Source organism: Paenibacillus etheri (assembly GCF_001012825.1).
GTDB classification, from domain to species: domain Bacteria; phylum Bacillota; class Bacilli; order Paenibacillales; family Paenibacillaceae; genus Paenibacillus_AQ; species Paenibacillus_AQ etheri.
Genome location: NZ_LCZJ02000033.1, coordinates 14,636 through 36,521 on the forward strand (window position 1 = coordinate 14,636; position 21,886 = coordinate 36,521).

Sequence of the window (21,886 nt, forward strand, 5' to 3'; positions counted from 1 at the left end):
ACTAGCTTCTAGCTAGAGCTAATGTAGCCAATCCAATCGCTCCAGCAAGCCCTGCATTGTCTCCAAGACCTGGTGACACCACATAATTATCGATGTCGACATTAAGCGATGGATGCTGAACATATCCGCTCAATAGCTCTTGCAGCTTAGTACGAATTAACGGGAACAGGTGGCTTTGCTTCATAACACCACCGCCCATTACGATTTTTTGAGGAGACAGAATCAGTACATAATTCATGAGTGCATGCGCGAGATAGTGAGCTTCCATCTCCCATGCCGGATGGTCCACTGGTAGCTCTCCTGCCGGTTGTCCCCAGCGTTTGCCGATACCCGGCCCTGCGGCTAATCCTTCAAGACAATCACCATGATATGGACAGTAACCCTCAAACGTATCCTCTGGATGTCTACGAACTAGAATATGTCCCATCTCAGGATGTGACAATCCATGAACCATCTGGCCGCCAACAACTGCTCCTGCCCCAATGCCTGTCCCAACCGTAATATAAAGACAGCTGTCCAGACCTTTAGCCGCTCCCCATTTACTCTCCGCAAGCGCTGCACCATTCACATCGGTGTCAAAGCCGATCGGAACGTTAAATTGCTCAGCCATTGTGCCTACCAGATTATATTGTCCCCAGTGAGGTTTTGGTGTCGTTGTTATGTAACCATAAGTAGGGCTGTCCAGCACGGGATCAATCGGTCCAAAAGATCCGATTCCGAATGCTTCTACATTTTTCTCTTTAAAATAGTCTATTACTAGTCCCATCGTTTCTTCCGGTGTTGTCGTCGGAAAGCTAACTCGGTCAACAATGGTACCGTCCTCATAACCAATCCCACATACAAACTTTGTTCCGCCTGCTTCAATCGCTCCCAATAGCTTCACAGCAATTATCTCCCTTTCTCTAGTTAGAAGTTGATACATTAAAAAAAGCAATCATCAGCCCTAATTATACGTTGAATGAAGCGCTATCACAACAAGTATAAACGCCTTCGGTGTCCTTATAAGGACGGTAAGCGTTTAAGCGAGAAATATAAGGTATAGCGTGAAACTTATACGTTCTTATATTTTAACAAAACACCCTCCATGCATCTTTGCATGAAGGGTGTCTGATCTTAACCCAAATCACCTAACTCAATCTGTACGATTCCACGTTCGTCTTGCACCTCAGCGATCAAATGCATCAAGCTGCCGAACTCCAGCTCTTGAAATTTGCGTGCAGCTGTTTCCCGCTGTAGTTGCCACAAGGCTTCTGTCAGCTCGCAGACCACTGGTACATCGCAACGGATTTCAGCTAACTCTCGCGATAAATGCAGCATATCCAGATCTGCTTCGATTTTGGTACGCACACCTTTAGGGAGCAGATGCAGATTCTCAATTACACCTTCAACTGTACTGTATTCAGTCAGCAGCTTCAGCGCAGTCTTCTCACCAATCCCTTTTACGCCGGGATAATTATCACTGGTATCGCCCATAAAGCCTTTCAGGTCAATCACCTGTCTAGGGGTTAGACCCTTTTCCTCCAGCAATTCTGCAAGGTCATACACTTTATAGTTAGAGCGTCCCTTTTTCATAATGACGACTTTAACATTCTCATCAATGAGCTGAAGCATATCATGGTCACCCGTCAAAATATATACCTCAGAATTTTCACTGTAACAAGAAGCCAGCGTACCAATGCAATCATCCGCTTCGTAGCCAGCAAGTCCGATATTCGGCACTCCAAGCTCAGCTACTACATCTTTTACTAGATCGAACTGTGGAATCAGCTCTAACGGCGCTTCAATCCGATTCGATTTGTACCCATCGTATTTCTCGGTGCGGAACGTTCCTTTGCCCATATCCCAGCAGCATACGACGTGAGAAGGCTCGAATGTACTTACTGCATCGAAAAAATACTGTAAAAAACCATAAACCGCATTCGTCGGCAATCCAGCTTTTGTCTTGCGAATATATCCTCCATAAGAGGTCGCATAAAAGGCCCGGAACAGCAGAGCCATTCCATCTACAAGCATTACACGGCCCGTTGTTTCTGCTCTCATGTATAAACCTCTCCCTTAAACGTTCGTTGTATTTATATTTAGCACTTGTACGTGCTATTGCACAAAGAGTATTCTATCAGAAAATACTTGATCTGATAAGGGATCATAAAGTTACACATATGGGAGCTTATTCTTATCCATTCAATTTAACGAGTAAAAACACCATCGGTCCCCTTGTAAGGACGGTAAGCTTAAGCGAGAAATATAAGTATATTATAGAATCATGGTCTTTTGTAATTTTGCTAGATATCCAAAAAAGGATGTCACAACAGCCATGAAATGACTGCTGGGACATCCCTTTACGAAATTATGCCTTGGAAGAAGTATTAGTCCAAGCTTCAGCATACTGCTCTTCCTTAAAGCCTACGGTAACCTTATTGCCATCAGTGACAATCGGACGTTTATTTAGCATGCCATGGTTCGCGAGCAGCTCAAGTTTCTCCTGCTCACTAAGCTGTGCCATTTTGTCCTTAAGACCCAGCGCTTTATAGACTTCACCGCTTGTATTAAAAAACTTTTTCAGTTCAAGACCGCTATTGGCCAGCAATTCACGCAGTTCCTCAACGGTAGGTGGCTGTTCTGCGATGTGCTGAAGCTCAAGCTCATGACCTTGAGCTTGCAGCCACTTCACTGCGCTGCGGCAGGTGCTGCATTTTGGATATTGATATACTTTTAGTTTGCTCATGTTGTGCTCCTTTAATGGTAGTGATGAGTGCGCTACGCTGGCAAATTATTCTTCCGATCGCTGTTATCCTCAGATTTCTTGATTTAGTGCGCTTGTTGCGGATGAAATCTGAGGATAAAGGCGAACACTCCGTTTCTCCAGAACCAATTCGCCCTCTCCGCTAACATCACTAAAATAATTTTACCTCAAATTCGCTATCGGGCCTTGCTCCAATATATTCTCCATGACCGCCATATCAGGCGGCAAAGGGGCTTCAAAGATCATTTCTTGCAGCAGTACCGGGTGCTTGAACGTTAGACGCACCGCATGCAGCGCTTGACGTGGGATGGAAGCATCTAGTACTGCAACGGACTCCAACTGTTCACTTTGTGTTGAAGTCAATTCCGGTAGATTATACAGCTCATGACGATACATGCTGTCGCCAATCAGGGGACAGCCAATTGAGGTCATATGGACCCGAATTTGATGGGTACGACCGCTCTCCAGCTTCAGTTCAACTTTTGAACCTTGTGCGTATACGATTTTAACCTCATACCGAGTCAGAGAAGGATAACCATCCGGTGTCACGATACGCCGATGTGGCTCCTCAGGATCACGGTCGATAGGTCCGTCGATATCTCCGAAAGACTCTGCAGGAGCCCCATGAACAAATGCAGTATAACGTTTGTCCACCGTGCCAGCAATCATCTGCTCGGATATATGCTGATGGCTATATGGATTCTTAGCGATAACTAACACACCGGAGGTTTCCTGGTCCAAACGATGGACGGGTCGGAAGCGGAAACGTTCATTTTTTTGCGCCCAATAATGAACTACTCCGTTAGCCAGTGTATCGGTGTAATGTCCATGTGTAGGATGTACGATGATCCCTGCAGCCTTGTTTACAACGAGTAGATGCTCATCCTCAAATAGAATTTCAAAGGGAATCGGCTGCGGTAAAATATCATCCGAAGTCTCCGTCTCCATGCGAATCTGAACAATATCTCCCGCCTTAACATGTACGCTGATATAAACACGCTCTCCATTTAATGTGATGCCTTGTTCTGTTTGCTTAAGGCGTGATAGTAATTTGCGTGAGACATCCATCCGTTTATGCAGAATCGTCTTCAAGAGCCAGTCATCCTCTTCAGGAGGTATGATGTAAGTAATAGGTGAATAATAGCTTGTCATATTAGTCCCGGAACACCTTTTTACTGCGAATGTATTCTACATCAGTAATCCCTGCCCGTGTATTAGCCGTCCTAGCCAGTGCAAAGAAATAATCCGATAACCGGTTCAAATAAATAACGGCTTCCGGGTTAATGTCCGCATTTCGTCCAAGTGTAACTGCCCGACGTTCCGCCCGGCGGCAAACCGTACGGCACACATGTAGAACCGAAGCTAGCGGACTTCCCCCAGGGAGGATGAATTTTTCCAGTGGCGGATTCTCTGCTTGAAGATCATCAATCCAGCCCTCCAGCCGTTTAGCCATCTCGCTGGTTACCATATATTGACCACCATCACCTAGCTTAATAAATGCCAGATCGGTTCCGCAATCGAATAGTTCATGCTGGATTTCCAGCAGCTGCTCGCGTACATCATCAAACTGATCGTCCTCCATCAGGCTCCGTGCCTGCCCTACAAAGCAATTCAGTTCATCGATGGTTCCGTAGGCTTCAACTCGGACATCGTCCTTGCCAACTCGTCCGCCAATCACTGAAGTCTGGCCTGCATCACCCGTACGTGTATAGATCACCATGGCTTATTCCTCCTATCCATTCTTCAAATCACATAATGCTAGTTTAAGCTTTCTTATATAAAAATGGCAAATGAAGAGTATAGTTAGTAAACGACACTTACCGCATGATGCCTTATGAGGATAAGACCATTATCATAAACAATCTGCCCGTCAATCAACATACCCACAATAGAAATATCTTTAAGGTTGAATAGTGGGAATTACCCAAATCAGGCGCCAGAGAAATCTAACAACAAAAAGAGGACCCTGGGGTCCTCTTCATCAGCATGTAGCGGCGTTATTTTCCAACTGGACGCCCCTTCATGTATTCATTTATCTTGAGATCCAGTAAACTGCTAATTTCAATCACATTTTCTGAAGTGAATGATTTTTCCTGCAAAAAAAGTTGCTCCATCTTGGTACGGAGTATTCTAATTTCATCTTCCAGAGAGAGTATGCGAGCAGAAGCATCACCCTTGGGGGACAGTTTCCCACTTCCAGAATAACATTGCCCTCCATAGGAAGGTAAGTAATAATCGGCACTAAGCACAATCATCCCTCCTAAAAGTATTATTGAGCGCGCTACAAAATATCATCAAAGTAATAAAAGCAACTTCAAAGCAACGCTTAATTCCAGAGTAAAATGCATCCTTGTTAGTTCTAATATAGGGGGTAATTACTCTCAAAGTAAAATAATACCATAGGATTATGGGATAGGCTATAGTCCAATTTTCTCTATTCCATTCTCTCTCGATCCAATTGTGTGACAAAAGCACCAATGCGTTCTATAGCTTCATTTAGTTGAGATACTGACGTAGCATATGAGCAGCGTAGGTATCCTTCACCACCTAAACCAAAGACACTTCCAGGTACAGCTGCCACCTTATATTCAAGCAATAATCGTTGTGCAAACTGATCAGAAGTCAGTCCTGTTTTACGCACGCTAGGAAAAGCATAAAATGCACCTTGTGGTTCATGGCATTCCAGTCCGGCATCACGCAAACCTTTAACAATCAGCCTCCGCCGTTGGTTATAAGAATCGACCATTCGATCCTTCTCTTCCATCCCATTGGTCAGTGCCTCAAGTGCAGCCACCTGGCCCATAGAAGGAGCACACATCACAGTGTACTGGTGAATCTTAAGCATAGCGGAGATTAAATCAGGGTGACCACAAGCATAACCCATTCTCCATCCCGTCATAGCAAAAGCTTTGGAGAAACCGCTGACCAGAATCGTACGATCTATCATACCTGGTAATGAAGCAAAGCTGACATGATTAATTCCATACGTCAATTCCGCATAGATCTCATCAGAAATTACAATAAGATCATGCTTCTCTACAACCTTGGCGATCGGCTCCCAATCCTCTCGGGTCATAACACTTCCCGTTGGGTTACTCGGGTAGCACAGAATTAGAACTTTGGAGCGTGGCGTAATCTTCGCTTCCAAACTCTCTGCAGTAAGTTTAAAGTCATTCTCTCCAACCGTTTCAATACCTACAGGAATTCCTCCGCCAATAGCTGTTATTGGCGAATAGGAAATATAGCAAGGTTCTGGTATGAGAATCTCATCGCCCGGCGTGATCAAAGCACGCAGAGCCAGATCAATGGCTTCGCTTCCGCCGACCGTTGCTATAATTTGATTGGCAGGATCATAATCCACTGCAAAACGGTTGTGCAAATAGTTCGCAATTCCTTCCCGTAGCTCAGGCATACCTGCATTGGATGTATAGCCTGTAAACCCTCTTTCGAGCGAATAGACACAAGCTTCTCTGACATGCCACGGGGTCTTGAAATCAGGCTCCCCGACTCCAAGTGATATGATATCCTTGCTGCCTGCAGCCAGATCAAAAAACTTACGAATACCCGAAGGCTGAATTTGCTGTACTAGCGGGGCCAAATAAGAATTCATTGATTTGCTGTCTTCTCCAGTTAGCTGCGATTTATTCGTGATCATATGATTACTTCCTTTATGGAGAGATCATCAGACGGTTGTCTTCCTCATGCTCCTCGAAGATGATCCCATCCTGTTTGTATTTTTTGAGGGTAAAGTTCGTTTTAGTTGAGAGTACTGAATCAATTGGAGACAGCTTCTCAGAAACAAAATTGGCCACTTCACGTAGGTTTCGGCCTTCTACTTCTACCAGGAGATCGTAAGCACCTGACATCAGGTATACGGATTTCACTTGTGGATACAAGTAAATTCTTTCCGCAATACCTTCAAAGCCGCGGCCCCGTTCGGGTGTAATTTGCACTTCAATCAGCGCGGTTACCTTCTCATCATCCACTTTATCCCAGTTCACAACGGCTGCATACTTAACAATTACATGGTCTTTCTCTAACTGTCCAATTGCCGTCTTTACGTCTTCTTCTTCAGCACCAAGTAGCGTAGCTAAGAGTGCAGTAGATCTTCTCGCATCCTCTTTAAGCAGTTCCAGCACTTTCCTCTTTAGTTCGTTCATTTCCTTCATGCCTTCCCTCCGGATAGTTCGCAAATGACGTTGCGTTATTCATGCTTCGTCCCGCGAAAAGAGTTTAATACTAATATGACATGAATTGAGCATCTCTGCAAACAAAATAACCCCATATGAAGTCCGTAGAGTAGACTATGTTTACTCAGCTAAATGGATTTAAATACAAAAAAGCCCGTTTATACCGGAGTTCTCCGGAATAAACGGGCAGAGTCTTAAGGTTATGCCGTAAGGTGCTTCATCCGATAACCATCTTGGTTACATTAAATGAGACGATTGATGTTGCCCATTCGATTGAAGGTGAGCGTTCGCATTGTGAGCAAAAGATCCAGCTTGTCCGGTTTTTTGTTGAACAAACTGTCCGGTTTTTTGCTGCATTTGCTGTGCGGTCTGAAGCTGCTTGTCCACATCCTGACGCAATGCTTTGCCAGGTGCAGGATACATATTCAGTTCGGACATATGCGTATAAAGATCGCCCTGAAGTCGAAGCGTGTTCATGGTCATGTCGTTAAAGACCCGACGAACCGCTGGACATGCGGATTCTGTAGCAGCAGTCGCGTATTCACGGACCGTCCGCTTCAAGTCACACAAAATGGTGTTCATCAAATCCTCATCTGGCATAAATGCTGCTGAATTTTGTGCGTTCATAAAATAACCTCCTTAAGATTTAATAATGCAGTTATTGTGGGCTTGTAGGCGCATATTGCTGATGTTGCTGGATTAACTGAGTGAGTGTAGTCATGTTCTGTGTATGATCTTGCATATGCTGCATACAAATTTGACGAACCTTCTCATTCTGTGTTGTCGCAGCTGTAGCCACACATTGCTTGAGGAGCAAATCCTCGTTGGAGATGGTGTCAGCAATATATTCCAATTCTTTTCCGCTTAAGGCCTGCATTTGATTTGATTGCATGTGTTGTAGTCCCTCCTTATAGTTGATTCAAACAGGCATTAGTATACCGCCAATGCACATCATTTATTTGCCCAACAGCACTAGATAGTTATGACAGAAATAAGAACATGCTGCGAATGAGACGTTAAAGTGCCGCCAATACTAAATTACGGTATGAATGAAGGAGCGATCATTTCATGATTTTAAATAGTGGCAATACACCTTGGAGAAGCACTTTACAACATCCACCAACTTATTCTGCTCTAGAGGATACCGTTCACTGTGACTGTCTGGTTGTAGGCGCCGGAATAGGTGGGGCAATGGCATCCTATCATTTGTCTTTAAGCGGTGCTGAGACTGTTCTGATCGAAAAAAGACGTGTCGGAAGTGGAAGCTCTCATGCCAATACCGGTCTACTGCAGATATCTAACGATAAATCGCTAACCTCATGCATGAACTCCTTTGGACAAAAGAATGGCTTGCTCTTTTATAAGCTGTGCCAAACAGCCGTTAGAAACATTCTGGATTTCCGGGACAAGCTGGATATCGATGCCCAGATCATTCCACGCAGCAGCCTTTTATATGCCAGCACACCAGCAGACGTGTCGACTCTAAGGGAAGAATATGAGAATCTCGTTGCGCACGGATTCGATTCTGAATTCTGGGACGAAGAAAGAATCGCTTCGGTCTATTCTTTTTCTAAACCAGCTGCGCTTTATTCACGTAGTGATGCAGAGACGAACCCTTATCGGTTGGTACACAGTCTGATCGCCAAGGCAGCGATGAACGGTGTACGCGTTTATGAGCAAACTGAAGCTAAACACTATGAGTTTACTGAAGATGGAGTGATTTGCCACACAGAGTATGGACGGATTGTTGCGAAGAAGGTTATTTTTGCAATGGGCTACGAAACACAGGAGTTTAAAAAAGACCGAGGCGCTAAGCTGATCAATACGTATGCTATGATGACCAAACCTGTAAAGGAATTTCCGAAGTGGCATGAGCGCAGCTTCCTCTGGGAAACCGCCCGACCATATTTGTATTTTCGGACCACACCAGAGGGACACATTATTGCAGGAGGTAAAGATGAACCGTTGACGGACTCCGAGCGCCGTGATGTCCGAGTGATTTCACGGAGTCAAAGGTTATTGGAAGAGCTGGAAGCTTTATTTCCTGAAATCAAAGGCATCGAGATAGAATACTCCTGGGGAGCTGTATTCGGCTCTACGTATGATGGGCTTCCCTATATCGGCCCTCATCCAAGGTTCCCCCATTGCTACTTCATCGAGGGTTATGGAGGCAATGGGACGGTGTACAGCATGATTGCTGCGGAGTTATTAGCAGATACGATTGCGGGTAAACATCGGCCGGAGCTTGATCTATTTTCGCTGACACGATCAGCTAAGCCCTCTCCTTCTTAAAAATACGGACGTGGATAAGCAGTATTGTTGTTTTAAAAAAAGCTTAGTCCTCTTATGGTTAATAAGAGAACTAAGCTTTTTTATGAGAATACTTATGCTTTATCGGTACTCAGATTACGTACGAGCTGAATACGGTCTTCCTGCGCTAGACTGTGCTGTACATGGAAACACGAAGGGCACACATACACATTAAGGGAAAATGGAGATGTTAATACAGGTCCACCCAGTGTAGCCGGTGCAGACGGCTCGAAGTTGCTAACAAGCTGCTTACCAGCAAGGATAGTTAACTCATGGCATTGTGTACATTCCGGAGCTTCTTCCTGAATCGCTAAGATGCCCGATACACGCTCTTCATACTTATTCAAGTCATAATCATCACCGAATTGGTTGAGCGTGTTGTAGATAGGAACCACACTGTCTTTGTCGACATCTCCCCAAAGATCATCATCATTAATAACCTCTTGTTTAGGCTCTTCTACAACTTTTTCTTCCTCTTCTTCGATGCCGTCTATTCCAACAGTAACTGTACGATATCCGTTAAGTTCATTGTTGCAATGAGGACAATTTTCCTCGGGTCCGAATTCCTCGTCCCATACGATTTCAGTATGACACCAAGGGCAAACAGTTGTTTCCATCTTTTATAATCTCCTTCATACTTCACGGTTAAATTTAGTTCATCATTAAATAAATAATACCGGCTGCTATAAAAGCAATAGCTGACACAAACAGAACTCGGGTAAGAATCTTCATGATATCCTCCTATACCCCACAAAGTGGAGCTGCTCATTTCAAAGCTTGTCCAGCTTCATCTGGAATCCTTTGTAGGGAGGTGCAAAGCTTTCTTTTTTTCAGAATATAGCTGCACCGATCACATAAGACAACGAAACCGAGATCAGCATCGCTATTAGCCCAACAGCGCGGTTATCCGCAGCGATCTCCTCATCAATAGAGAACACAGGGGTTAGGAATTCAAATAAAAAATAGGCAAGCAGCAGCAGCAAAAAACCGACGACCGACCACTTCATCGTCTCATAAATCGAGACACCTGATTCAATACTGAAACGCAGCACGTTGCAAATTCCGAAGATTTTGCCACCAGTAGCCATGGCTACGGCCAAGTTCCCCTTGCGGATTTCTTCCCAGCAATTATATTTCGTTACCATTTCAAAAATAGACAGAAATACAACAAGCCCGAGAATTGCTACTGCAAAGTAGCCAAGTAAGGCACCTAGCGGATGACCCAGCAAAAGATCAATATCTCCCTGCACACTTTCCCCTTCTTTCTGCCGGGCAATCCCGCTATTGCAGCTCAGCCACCGTTACGCCTGCGCCGCCTTCATTATAATTTCCTAGCCTATAGCTCTTAACATGTCTGTGCTTACGCAGATATTCCTGAATTCCTGTACGTAGCACGCCTGTCCCTTTACCATGAATGATGGAAATCTGGCCCAGATTACCTAAGAAGGCTTCATCAATAAAACGATCCGTCTCCATAATCGCTTCCTCCAGATTCGTGCCACGTAAATCCAGTTCTCTACGAATATTCTCATCACGGGAGCGTTTTACGGTTGTCGCCTGCCGAAGGGGCGTTGGTACAGAGGCAGCCTTCGAAGAGAGCAGTTCCAAGTCATCCAGGCTTACCTTCATCTTCATGATCCCAAACTGTACTAAAGCCTCTTTAGATCCGCTTAATTCCACTACAAAGCCTTTTTGGTTTAAGCTATCTACTTTCACTTCATCACCAGGACCAATCGTCCGCGGAGCCTTAGCAGGCTTGCGAGTAGCGGCTTTCTTACGTGGTGAAGGTTCTGCTTCATCCAGACGTCTCCGTGCTTCAATCAGCTTATGCTCTTTGACCGAAGCGCCTTCTTCCATAGCCAAACGGCGCAAATCGCTGATGATTTCTTCAGCCTCTTTACGCGCTTTCTCCAAGATTGAGCTGGCATCTTTCTCCGCTTTCTCCAGTCGTTTATCCCGCTGGCTTTCCAGCTTCTCGAGCTCCTGCTGCTGTCTGCTGCGCAGCTCTTCTACTTCGCGACGGATACTCTCTGCTCGCTCATGTTCCTGTTCCGCTCCAAGTCGATTTTCTTCGAGAGAGGCAATCATATGCTCTACACGTAGATCCTCTTCCTTCACTTCGCCGCGTGCATGCTCCAGAATCGCGCCTGGCAGACCTAATCGCTCTGCAATTGCAAAGGCGTTGCTTCGTCCAGGAATACCAATCAGCAAACGGTAGGTAGGGCTGAGACTTTGGACATCGAATTCCATGCTGGCATTGATGACCCCTTTACGCTCATAAGCGTAAGCTTTCAATTCGCTATAATGCGTAGTAGCGACCATACGGCATTCAGTCCGGTGAATATGCTCCAGAATGGCAATCGCCAGCGCGGAACCTTCTGCCGGATCCGTCCCTGCGCCCACTTCATCAAGCAGAATAAGACTCTTGGGAGTCATTCTCCGCAGAATGGAAATAATATTCGTCATATGGCTGGAGAACGTACTTAGGCTTTGCTCAATGCTCTGTTCATCGCCAATATCTGCATAAATGGCATCAAACACACACATTTGACTGCCTTCTTCTGCAGGGATGAACAAACCAGACATCGACATGAGACTCAACAGTCCAATGGTCTTGAGTGTAACGGTTTTACCACCCGTATTCGGTCCGGTTACAATAATCGAGCTGTATTGGTTGCCCAGCTCCACATCCAGAGGAACCACATGCTCTGCAGGAATAAGCGGGTGCCGTCCTTTGCGCAGCTTAAGATAACCGCGGTCATTCATGCGTGGCTGCGTAGCCTTCATGTCTCGGGCAAGACGCGCCTTAGAGAAGATGAAGTCAAGCTCGCCAAGAATATCGATATCATAAGTCATTTCTTCAGCTATATCAGCTACAAGCGCTGTCAACCTATGCAAAATGATCTCGATTTCCCGTTCTTCACGCAGCCGTGTTTCACGCAGTTTGTTATTCATCGCTACAATGGACTCAGGCTCGATAAATAAAGTGGCTCCTGATCCGGACTGATCATGTACGATACCGCCGAAATGCGCACGATACTCCGCTTTTACAGGAATAACAAACCGATCTCCGCGAATGGTTACCAGCTGATCCTGCAGCATTTTAGCAACGGATGAAGAACGAATCATGGAATCCAGCTTTTCACGAATTCGAGTCTCTCCTCCGCGCAATTCACGGCGAATCGTAGCCAATTCAGAGCTAGCTGTGTCAAGTACATCTGCGTTCTCGTCTATACATAAACGGATGGCATCTTCTACATGTTTTTGCTCCGACAATACATCGCTGAGTGAAAATAGGAACTCAATCTTTTCCTCCTCATGCATGGCTGCCAGGAATCGTTTGACTCTTCGTGCGCCGCCAATGGTAGTTCCCACTGCCAGCAATTCAGTTGTTCCCAACATTCCGCCTATAGAGGCACGTTTTAGTGCCGCTCGAATATCGCTTATCCCGCCGAATGAAGGAATGCCCTTCAGACGATCCACATTAGCCGCTTCATCCGTGGCTTGAAGTAGCTTCTTCACACCTTCAAAATCACCGGAGGGTCTTAGCTGCTCCGCAGTCATTCGCCCCATTGAGGTTTGCGTATATTGCATTAATTTATTTAAAATCTTGCGATATTCAAGCGTATGCAAAATTTTGTCGTCCAATTACAGTCACAGCTCCCTTCATAGATGTTTCCATTATACAGAATTCAAGTCAATTTCGCTATTTGGTATCGAGGTAAGCATAAAAACAAGTATTAAGGTCACAATAAGAACTGCACATATCCTTAGCTTGGGCCAAAGGAGGTTAGTACAGTGAATTTCTTGAGTCATGTGGGTCGTTTTATTGTAGCAGCGCTTGTTCTGATGGTTGTCGGTTGGATTGTTCCACAGTTCACCATTGGTGGCTTCTGGAGTGCTCTAATCCTTGCACTGGTGATTGCGTTACTCGGCTGGGTAGTCGAAGGAATCTTCGGCAAAAAAGCAACGCCCTTCGGTCGCGGTATCGTCGGTTTTATCGTTAGTGCATTAGTCATCTGGGTCGCCCAATTCGTAGTGAGTGGAGTCAGCGTTTCCATTCTCGGAGCTATCCTTGCAGCTCTGGTCATCGGTATTGTCGATTTGTTCTTGCCGGTTTCCACACCATTTGAGGCAGCAAAGTAACGAAAGCTATCCACAACACAGAACCCCTATTCCCGTTCTTTTCCGGTAATAAGGGTTCTGTGTTGTTTTTATCCATGAGACACAATTTCCTCTTCATGACTCTCAGCACGATTGACCACTCTGTTCTTGCCTTGCTTTTTAGCGGTATAGAGCGCTTTGTCCGTTTTACGAAAAAGAAGCTCTTTCCCATCCCCAAGCTGATACTCACAAATTCCAATACTGACGGTAATCGGCTTGCTGCCAGCCTGCAAATGCTCGATTTGAGCAATATTGATCCGTAATTTCTCTACAGCTTCATAAGACTCTGAAAAACTTTTGTCTGTAAAAATCACAGCGAACTCTTCACCGCCATACCTAGCCGCAAAATCATTTAACCCAATCATACCGCCTACCTTGTCCGCAATTACCTTAAGAACAAGATCTCCAACCCTGTGCCCGTAGGTATCATTAACTTGCTTGAAGTTGTCTATATCGAAAAGAGCCAGCTGTAGTTGAAGGTTGTTGCTTTCACATTGCTCCAATAATGAATCCAAATATTCATGAAAGGTTTTATGATTATATAGTCCAGTGAGTGCATCTATCTTCAGCAGCTTATCCGAAATAGCCCTCTCCACCATTAGATCTTGGCCTTCCTTCGTTAATCTCTCTAAATTAATCCGCGCTTCACGAGCACGAACAATTACTGCAATAGCCATCAGCACAAATACCATGAAAACGCACTCTACCATCAAGAACTCAAGCAGCGGCTTATGTAGGAATGGCCGTTCCAACCCGAAATATACCCCCGCATAAAACACAATACTAAATAATCCCATTAGGTACAGGAGCTTACGATCAAAATAAATCAGAGCGACCATAATCGGCATCATAAGCGTCATCTGAGCACCATCTATAAAGGGCTCTAATACAAAATACATAAGGTAGGACACTAAAAACCCACAACTAACCACCCCATATTTAGGGGATTGTTTACTATAACGAAGCCACAGCTCTGCAGTAATCATAAGGACCACAATTAGTAAATTACAGGCTATAAATAAATGCCATAGATTCGTGTCCAAGGTTGTTTTTATTTGAAGTCTGTCAATATTCGACAAAAACAGCAACTGTGAGATTAATAAAAGAATGACTACCATCCAATACCCTTTTAAGATTCTACGGTGCCAAACCTCCGTACTTAGCGTATCGTTAATACTTGAAATATGTATCCCCTACTTTTTATACGTTAATGTAATAGCTTTCATTATAATAAATTTTAGTTATATTTTCATCATTTTTTTGCAATTTACGACAAAGTTTGAACAGTCTCCCTGTTCACAGATTTTTCACATTTAATCAAAGCGCTTACTTAAATTTTAAGTTATGATGTCTACATAATTGTCACATTTTCACTATGATTGGACTTCTTGGGAGGGGATTTAGATCATTAAAAAATTTGCAATTCTACTTTCAATTGTGTTCGTTATAGCACTTACAGCCTGTGGGAACAGCAATGATAGTGCTGCTGGCAATGCTAACACATCGGAGCCGGAGATCGAGGCAGAAACAGAACTTATAATTACAGCTACGAATTACAGCTTTGATCAGGAAGAATATCATCTAAAAAAAGGTGTACCCGTCAAAATCATTTTTAAAAACGATAGTGGCAATCATGGCATCCTTGTTCCTGAATTTGAACTGCAGCTTAATGCTAAAAAATCCTCAAAAGTAATTGTTCCAGAAGAAGCTGGCACATTCGAAATGACTTGTTCGATTATGTGCGGATCCGGACATAGCGGTATGAACGCAAAAATCATCGTAGAATAGATGACTCAATAAAACAGCCGATCGTTAGGGAATCGCCCTGACGATCGGCTTTTTATTTACTCTGTGGTCACAAGTATAAACGCCTTCGGCGTCTCTAGGACGGTAAGCGTTCAAGCAAGAAATATAAGAAAGTATGGTGTGAAACTTATACTTTCTTATATTTTAAACAAAGAGGGCTGACCTGAAATAGATCTCTCTACACATCAGGTACAGCCCTCTTTCTTGCATCCGGCATTCAACTGTCCTGTTCGATCAGTTGAATCCATTCATTATATTCATTCTGAAGCTTGGCATATTCCTCTTGAAGATTACGATGCTCATCCGTCATCTTCTGTAGCTCATTCTGATGCATCTCAAACTGGACCTGTAGCAGACGAAGTTGTCCTTGAGCCAATTCATAGTTCTCGCCGACTTCTCCGAGCTGCTGAAGCACCTCACTGCGTTCACGTTCAATAGATTCCTGCTTCGCCTCAGCCTCACCGGCCTCCTGCTGCCAAATATCTATCTCTTCGCGCAGCTTCGCTTCCAAATCACTCCACTGCTGCTGCCGTTCGAATAACTCCTCGTACTTGTGCTTCCAGGAAGCTCCGTACGCCTCTGCCTCCTTCAGCACTTCCTGCTGCTCAGCAACAGTAGCAGCGGCTTCACGGCTAGCTTCAGACAGCTCCTCTAAACGACGGGCAGCCTCTTCGCCTTCTTCTTGCAACAATTGATATCTTTCCTGCAGACGTTCTCCATCTTGCAGTACTTCGTCATATTGAGAGATCAGTTCCTCATAGCGTTCACGAAGCGCAGACAGTTCCTTCTGAACCTGTCCACCTTGTTCACGGAGTGCTGCAGTTTCGTGTTCTGCATCCGTACGAAGCTCAACTTCCCTATCTAACTGTTGTACTAATCCATCTGCTTGACCACGAAGAATCTCAATCTCCTTCTGAAGTTCCAATGATTTCTCCTCGGTCTCCAGTAGATTCATTTCAAGTTCACTAATATCATCCATCCGTTTATCCGAGAGCTCCTGCCAATTCGCTGCCTCCGCCATAGATCCTGCGAGTTCTTCCTGAACACGGTGCAGATTGTCACTCGTTTCCTGTAATGACTTCCGCAGCTCTAATGTTTCATTCTGTGACAGCTGATAACGCTGGCGCAATTCTTCCATTTCTTCATTCAACAGCGTACCTAGCTCAGTAGCAGTACGCAGCTCCTCACTGAGCTGCTCTTCGCGTTTAACCACTGCTTCATATTGTCCCAGCAGCGTTTGACGAGCATCTCGTTCACTCTTAAGACTGGCTTCAGCCGCACGGAGTCTAGACTGAAGTTGTCCTGTTCCACCACGAAGCTCAGCCATCTGTTTCTCAAGCTCTTGAATGCTTTGCTTATGTCTATGTTCCTGAGTACCTTGCGACTGTCGAAGTTCCTTGTTCTTAACAAGCTCCCGTTGTAAAGCTTCCCGCTCTCCAGCCAGTTCCTTGCTTAGCTTCGTTGTCGTATTCTCAAGCTCCTTACCCAGTGTTAACTTAGTCTCCTCGAGTTCCTTACCTAATGTTGATTTGGTTTCCTCAAGCTGTTTCTCTAATGTTGACCTGGTCTCGGTTAACTCAAGCTCCAGAGCAGACAAGGTATCTGTCTTCTCTTTAGTCAGCGTCTCACGAGTATTCTCCAGCTCTTGCAAATGCGCCGCCTTCTGCTCTTCCAACTGCTGTAGACGGATGGCTTCTGCATTTGCTAGTTCCTCTCGATGACTCTCCCGAATAGCAGCCTGTTCTGCCTCATAGCTTACTCGCAGTGCTTGCAGCTCCTGCTCATGCGCGAGCAGCTCCTCCTCCAGCTTCTCTCGTGCGGCTTCAGCCGCTTGGGTTGCTTCCTGAAGCTGGTTAGCATGTACTTTACGCTCATTCTCCTGAATTTCCAGATGACGCTTGCGCTCTTCTTCAACCGCAGCAATCAGTCGCGCAGCTTCTTCCTTAGCCGCCGCTTCAAGGCGTTCATATTCTTCTTGTCGCTCCCGCTGAACCTCCAGCAGGCGAGATACTTCCAATCGCAGTTCACTGCGTTCACCTGTCATCATGTTGAGTTCATTTTTAAAATCCTGAACCTGAATAGCCTGCTCCGCCATATGTACTGCTGCAAGCACCGCTATGCGCGGCGTATCCAGTCTGTTGTGTGATTTAGAAATCGTGCGCATATGTTCGTCAACATAACGGGCCACTTGTTTCATATATTCAGTGCTGCTTCCGACGAGTTTATAGGAAGTTCCGTATATCTCCACGGCGACACGTGTCCGGTCCATAGCCACAGTTGTGCCCTCCTTTGTATGTGTGCGGATTCTAAGCTAGTCTTACTGTTTCTATTGTAGCTTTTTTCTTAAGCATTTGGCAAAATCCCTTGTAATCAATAGATTCTCGCTGATATCCTCCGCATTTCACTCTACCCAGAAAAAGCCGCAGCGAATCTCAGTTTCTAAATGGATTCGCTGCGGCTTTACACAATTCCTGCTATTTTCTTAATTCTGCACCAAAAGTTTGTTGAAGGACTGATAATAGCTTATCATGCACTTCTCCAACCTCTTCATCTGTCAATGTATGTTCACCGTGACGATACAGCAGTGAGATCGCAATACTCTTCTTTCCACTCTCTAACTTGCCACCAGTGTACACGTCGAATACCTGTACGGATTGCAGCAAAGTTCCTCCGTTTGCACGGATGGAAGCTAGCAGATCGCCCGCTGGTACAGTTGAATCTACAACCACTGCAATATCCCGTTCCATTCCTGGGAAACGTGGAAGGTCATTATATTGCAGACGGCTTTGCGTGTTATCATACAGCGGCTGCAATAGAATCTCAGCTACATAAGTATCCACTAGATCAAGCTCTCTTTGCAGTTCCGGATGGAGCTGGCCCATCGTTCCAATCTTCACACGACCCTCGTCTCCGACTAAATATACCGACGCGGAACGTCCAGGATGATACCCTTCTGGACTATCTCCCTCGTAGATAATTCTGTCTGTAAGACCCAAATAAGCAAATACCGATTCCAGCGCACCCTTCAAATCAAAGAAATCTACAGGCTGTGCAGAAACGTTCCATTGCTTCACGGTTAGGCTACCGCTAAGCAACAACCCCAGCACCGGCAGTTCACGTGGCTGACGAGTCAACTGTTCCTCATCTGTGAAGAAGACATTGCCAATCTCAAACAACGCTAGGTCACTTTGACGACGGTTCGTATTGTAGCTAGCAATATCCAAAAGCTGTGGCAGAAGGCTAGTACGCAATACGCTGCGTTCTTCACTCATTGGCATAGCTAATTTAACCGCTTGAGAGCCTTCTGATAGCTCAGGGAACATTTTGCTTTGTTCCGGCTGGATAAAGGAGTAACCCATCACTTCCTGATAACCGCCATGCGACAACAGACGACGCAGTTCACGACGGAGTGATTGCTTATGCGTCAGTGTACCTGGCGTTGTAACTCCTTCAATTAGAGTCGTTGGAATATTGTCATACCCGTACAGACGAGCAATTTCTTCGATAAGGTCAACATCATAACTGATATCGCCACGTCTAGTTGGCACCTGAACTTCGATCAGCCCTTGTGCGGTATCCCCACACTTGAAATGAAGACGGCTAAACAATGTCTTCACTTCCAGTAAGGACAGATCTGTTCCGAGATAACGGTTCAGCTTCTCCAAGGACAACGTCAGGACCTTCTCTGGAGCAGCGACTGTTCCTGCTTGCACAATTCCTTCATTCACAGATCCGCCAGCATAACGTGCAATAAGTACTGCTGCGCGATTCAATGCAGGGATCACTGCATTTGGATCCACTTCTTTTTCGAAACGAAGCGATGCTTCTGAGCGAAGTCCCAGTTGACGCGAGGTTTTACGAACGGTTCCTCCATCAAACTTAGCGGATTCCAGAACGAGATTTACCGTCTCAGCAGTAACTTCCGTATCCAGGCCTCCCATCACTCCAGCCAGACCTACTGCTTTAGCTCCATCAGCGATAACGAGCATTTGCGGCTCTAGCTTCCGCTCTTGACCGTCAAGTGTAGTCAGGACTTCACCTTCATGGGCAAGACGAACGCCGAGTTCTCCACCTTCTATTTTATCTGCATCAAAAGCATGCAGCGGCTGTCCGTATTCGAGCATCACGTAGTTGGTAATGTCTACGATGTTGTTAATTGGACGAATCCCTGCCGCCATCAGACGATTCTGAATCCACAGCGGTGATGCTGCAGGTTTAACGCCTGAGATATAACGAACTGCATAATGATTACAGTGTTCTTCATTCTCAATCTTAACGGAAATAGATTGAGCAGCTGCTCCGCTGATCTCAATGATTTCGCCCGCTGGATTAGGTAATTTGATCTCGCGTCCAAGAATCGCGCTCACTTCATAAGCAGCACCAATCATGCTTAGGCAGTCTGAACGGTTCGGAGTCAGATCGAATTCCAGAATTTCATCATCTAGACCCAGCAATTTTGAAATATCTTGACCAATCTCTGTGCCTTCAGGAAGTACAAGAATTCCTTCTTGTTGCTCTTTAGGAAGCAATTTATCATTGAGTCCTAATTCTTTTGCCGAGCAGATCATCCCTTGCGATAATACCCCGCGCAGCTTCGCTTTTTTGATGTCCAGCCCTGGCAGCTTAGCACCAACAAGAGCTACAGGAACGGTTTGTCCCGCAGCCACATTTTTTGCGCCACATACGATTTGCAGATCTTCACCTTGACCGGCATCCACGATACATACGTTCAGCTTATCCGCATCAGGGTGTTTTTCTTTCGATTTCACATAGCCGGTTACGATGCCGGAAATCCCTTTATTGCGGCGCTCTACTCCGTCAATTTCAATGCCGGCAGCGGTAATCTTCTCCGCTAGCTTTTCAGCGGTTACTCCTTCAATCGATGTATAATCAGCCAACCATCCGGTTGATACTTTCATGTCCGCTCACTTCCTTTATGTTTCAGATGTATTTATCTACTTGCCGTTCGATCTGCTTCCTGTGGGAGTAGTACAATTTAGGATTACTCGATCAAAGCTTCATACCCGTCCTATTTAGAGCAGTCACTACGAAAAATATTGGACTTCCGATCGCTGTTATCCTCAGATTTCCTGATTTAAACCGCTTCTCGCGGTAGAAATCCGAGGATAAAGGCGAACGCTAACGCTTCTACAGTTCCAAAACTTTTCTCCGTTCCTTCTATAAATAGTCTTTTATTAAGCAAGATCGACAACCCAATTGCTTCATCTCCTAACCCGCAAGCCAGCTCGCCCACCAAAAATCTAAACGCCCTTGAACTGCTTTACAAAACTCATATCGTTGTTATAAAAATGACGGATGTCATCGATGCCGTATTTAAGCATAGCAATCCGCTCAACACCCATTCCGAATGCGAAGCCGCTATACTTAGCAGGATCATAGCCACCCATTTTCAGAACATTTGGATGCACCATGCCGGCACCAAGAATCTCTAACCATCCGCTTTGCTTGCACAGTCTGCATCCATCGCCGCCACATTTGAAGCAGCTTACGTCCACTTCAACGCTTGGCTCGGTGAATGGGAAGAAGCTCGGACGAAGACGAATGTCTGTATTCGGGCCGAACATCTCTTGTACGAATTGTTGCAGGGTGCCTTTCAGATCACTCATCCGAATATTGCTTCCAATAACCAAACCTTCGATTTGATGGAACTGGAAGGAATGCGTTGCATCGTCATCATCGCGGCGGAATACTTTACCAGGGCAAATGATTTTAACTGGAACTTCACCGTTCATAGCCTGCATGGTACGAATCTGTACCGGAGACGTTTGAGTGCGCATAAGCAGGTCATCTGTCAAATAGAAGGAATCCTGCATATCGCGTGCCGGGTGATTTTTAGGCAGATTTAGGGCTTCAAAGTTATAATAATCGGTCTCCACTTCCGGACCTTCAGCCACACGATAACCCATGCCAATGAAAATATCCTCAATTTCCTGAACCACTCTACTAAGTGGGTGAATACCACCTTGCTGCAAGCGGCGACCTGGTAGGGTTACGTCTACTTTTTCAGCCTGCAGGCGCTGCTGAGTCTCTTGCTGTTGAAAAGCCTCTTGCTTCGCTCCAATAATCTCCTCAATGGCACTACGCACCTGATTCGCTACTTGCCCGATAACCGGACGCTCCTCAGCACTAAGTCCTCCCATACCACGTAGAACTTCTGTAAGCTCGCCTTTTTTACCGAGATATTTCACTCTTAAGTCATTCAGAACCTGTGGATCCATAACCTCCTGCAACTTAGCCAGCGCCTCAACCTTCAATGCTTCCAACTTCTCTTTCATGGCCGTGTACAGCCCCCTTCAATCATTATCTAGTTCAACAAAAAAAGGCCTTTCCTCCCGGTAAGGGACGAAAAGACCGTGGTACCACCCTTGTTAGACAAGCTGATCTGTTCCCCATAAGAGCTTCATTCCCTCTTTTGGCTGGACAGATACCTATCTCACTTTATACAGAAATAACGGTCTGCGACCGGTTTCCCCTACGCTTCCTTACAAGGCAATCTTAAGGAATTCAAGGAACTGCTCCGGAGTGAACTTCGACAGCTCTGTTTCCTAGAAACGCTCTCAATCACCGGCGTCTCCTCCCTGTAAGTCAGGCACTGTGTACTCTTCTCCATCACTGCATTTCACAATTCAATCTAATTGTCAGGTATCTCTTT

Annotated in this window: 21 protein-coding genes and 1 other annotated feature; of the genes, 3 read left to right on the top strand and 18 right to left on the bottom strand. The window is 45.3% G+C overall.

What is annotated here, in order from left to right; translation table 11 throughout:
* Position 1: 1 nt before the first annotated feature.
* The 10 genes from UQ64_RS19835 to UQ64_RS19880 all read right to left on the bottom strand — a co-directional run bounded on the left by UQ64_RS19835 (position 2) and on the right by UQ64_RS19880 (position 7,825).
* On the bottom strand, positions 2–883 hold the full coding sequence (locus UQ64_RS19835; RefSeq protein ID WP_256989830.1) for an ROK family protein: 882 nt from the start codon (positions 881–883) through the stop codon (positions 2–4).
* Between the two features lie 230 nt (positions 884–1,113).
* Positions 1,114–2,040, bottom strand: coding sequence for a 5'-3' exonuclease (locus UQ64_RS19840; protein ID WP_060625221.1), 927 nt, complete (start codon positions 2,038–2,040; stop codon positions 1,114–1,116).
* A gap of 307 nt (positions 2,041–2,347) precedes the next feature.
* Positions 2,348–2,725, bottom strand: a complete 378-nt coding sequence (locus tag UQ64_RS19845; protein WP_060625222.1) for an arsenate reductase family protein — start codon at positions 2,723–2,725, stop codon at positions 2,348–2,350.
* 180 nt (positions 2,726–2,905) lie between these two features.
* Positions 2,906–3,895: an RluA family pseudouridine synthase gene (locus UQ64_RS19850; RefSeq protein ID WP_060625223.1), complete on the bottom strand. Its 990-nt coding sequence runs from the start codon at positions 3,893–3,895 to the stop codon at positions 2,906–2,908.
* Between the two features lies 1 nt (position 3,896).
* Positions 3,897–4,463: a cob(I)yrinic acid a,c-diamide adenosyltransferase gene (locus UQ64_RS19855; RefSeq protein WP_060625224.1), complete on the bottom strand. Its 567-nt coding sequence runs from the start codon at positions 4,461–4,463 to the stop codon at positions 3,897–3,899.
* A 277-nt stretch (positions 4,464–4,740) separates the two neighbouring features.
* Positions 4,741–4,929: an aspartyl-phosphate phosphatase Spo0E family protein gene (locus UQ64_RS19860; protein WP_060625660.1), complete on the bottom strand. Its 189-nt coding sequence runs from the start codon at positions 4,927–4,929 to the stop codon at positions 4,741–4,743.
* Between the two features lie 248 nt (positions 4,930–5,177).
* Positions 5,178–6,398: an aminotransferase class I/II-fold pyridoxal phosphate-dependent enzyme gene (locus UQ64_RS19865; RefSeq protein WP_060625225.1), complete on the bottom strand. Its 1,221-nt coding sequence runs from the start codon at positions 6,396–6,398 to the stop codon at positions 5,178–5,180.
* A gap of 13 nt (positions 6,399–6,411) precedes the next feature.
* On the bottom strand, positions 6,412–6,912 hold the full coding sequence (locus tag UQ64_RS19870) for an Lrp/AsnC family transcriptional regulator (RefSeq protein WP_060625226.1): 501 nt from the start codon (positions 6,910–6,912) through the stop codon (positions 6,412–6,414).
* Between the two features lie 258 nt (positions 6,913–7,170).
* Positions 7,171–7,560 carry a spore coat protein gene (locus tag UQ64_RS19875; RefSeq protein ID WP_060625227.1) on the bottom strand — a complete coding sequence of 130 codons (390 nt, stop codon included), beginning with the start codon at positions 7,558–7,560 and terminating at the stop codon, positions 7,171–7,173.
* A gap of 31 nt (positions 7,561–7,591) precedes the next feature.
* A complete protein-coding gene (locus UQ64_RS19880; protein ID WP_060625228.1) occupies positions 7,592–7,825 on the bottom strand; it encodes a hypothetical protein in 234 nt (77 codons plus the stop codon).
* 176 nt (positions 7,826–8,001) lie between these two features.
* Between UQ64_RS19880 and UQ64_RS19885 the strand changes: the two genes are divergently transcribed.
* Positions 8,002–9,225, top strand: coding sequence for an NAD(P)/FAD-dependent oxidoreductase (locus UQ64_RS19885; protein ID WP_060625229.1), 1,224 nt, complete (start codon positions 8,002–8,004; stop codon positions 9,223–9,225).
* Positions 9,226–9,317: 92 nt separating this feature from the next.
* Here the strand turns inward: UQ64_RS19885 and UQ64_RS19890 are convergent, their stop codons facing one another.
* The 3 genes from UQ64_RS19890 to UQ64_RS19900 form a co-directional block, all read right to left on the bottom strand.
* Complete coding sequence (locus tag UQ64_RS19890) at positions 9,318–9,860, bottom strand: hypothetical protein (RefSeq protein ID WP_060625230.1); 543 nt, start codon at positions 9,858–9,860, stop codon at positions 9,318–9,320.
* A gap of 213 nt (positions 9,861–10,073) precedes the next feature.
* Positions 10,074–10,493 (bottom strand): DUF350 domain-containing protein, encoded by a 420-nt coding sequence (locus tag UQ64_RS19895; RefSeq protein ID WP_042125581.1) that lies wholly within the window; start codon positions 10,491–10,493, stop codon positions 10,074–10,076.
* Positions 10,494–10,524: 31 nt separating this feature from the next.
* On the bottom strand, positions 10,525–12,891 hold the full coding sequence (locus UQ64_RS19900; protein WP_060625231.1) for an endonuclease MutS2: 2,367 nt from the start codon (positions 12,889–12,891) through the stop codon (positions 10,525–10,527).
* Between the two features lie 150 nt (positions 12,892–13,041).
* Here UQ64_RS19900 and UQ64_RS19905 point away from each other — a divergent pair, with 150 nt between their 5' ends.
* The gene (locus UQ64_RS19905) at positions 13,042–13,389 is read left to right on the top strand and encodes a phage holin family protein (RefSeq protein ID WP_060625232.1); all 348 of its coding nucleotides are present in this window, start codon (positions 13,042–13,044) and stop codon (positions 13,387–13,389) included.
* Between the two features lie 68 nt (positions 13,390–13,457).
* On the opposite strand, the gene UQ64_RS19910 is transcribed toward UQ64_RS19905, so the two are convergent.
* On the bottom strand, positions 13,458–14,450 hold the full coding sequence (locus UQ64_RS19910; protein ID WP_209445846.1) for a GGDEF domain-containing protein: 993 nt from the start codon (positions 14,448–14,450) through the stop codon (positions 13,458–13,460).
* A gap of 394 nt (positions 14,451–14,844) precedes the next feature.
* On the opposite strand from UQ64_RS19910, the gene UQ64_RS19915 reads away from it, so the two are divergent.
* On the top strand, positions 14,845–15,195 hold the full coding sequence (locus tag UQ64_RS19915; protein WP_245238110.1) for a cupredoxin domain-containing protein: 351 nt from the start codon (positions 14,845–14,847) through the stop codon (positions 15,193–15,195).
* Positions 15,196–15,430: 235 nt separating this feature from the next.
* On the opposite strand, the gene UQ64_RS19920 is transcribed toward UQ64_RS19915, so the two are convergent.
* From UQ64_RS19920 to pheS, 4 genes are all read right to left on the bottom strand, one after another.
* Positions 15,431–17,482: a hypothetical protein gene (locus UQ64_RS19920; protein WP_483414286.1), complete on the bottom strand. Its 2,052-nt coding sequence runs from the start codon at positions 17,480–17,482 to the stop codon at positions 15,431–15,433.
* 205 nt (positions 17,483–17,687) lie between these two features.
* Complete coding sequence (gene pheT, locus UQ64_RS19925; RefSeq protein WP_060625236.1) at positions 17,688–20,132, bottom strand: phenylalanine--tRNA ligase subunit beta; 2,445 nt, start codon at positions 20,130–20,132, stop codon at positions 17,688–17,690.
* Between the two features lie 176 nt (positions 20,133–20,308).
* Positions 20,309–20,470: a hypothetical protein gene (locus UQ64_RS30990; RefSeq protein WP_156417621.1), complete on the bottom strand. Its 162-nt coding sequence runs from the start codon at positions 20,468–20,470 to the stop codon at positions 20,309–20,311.
* Between the two features lie 4 nt (positions 20,471–20,474).
* Complete coding sequence (gene pheS, locus UQ64_RS19930; protein ID WP_060625237.1) at positions 20,475–21,509, bottom strand: phenylalanine--tRNA ligase subunit alpha; 1,035 nt, start codon at positions 21,507–21,509, stop codon at positions 20,475–20,477.
* Positions 21,510–21,569: 60 nt separating this feature from the next.
* Positions 21,570–21,856: a binding site (T-box leader), on the bottom strand.
* Positions 21,857–21,886: the final 30 nt, after the last annotated feature.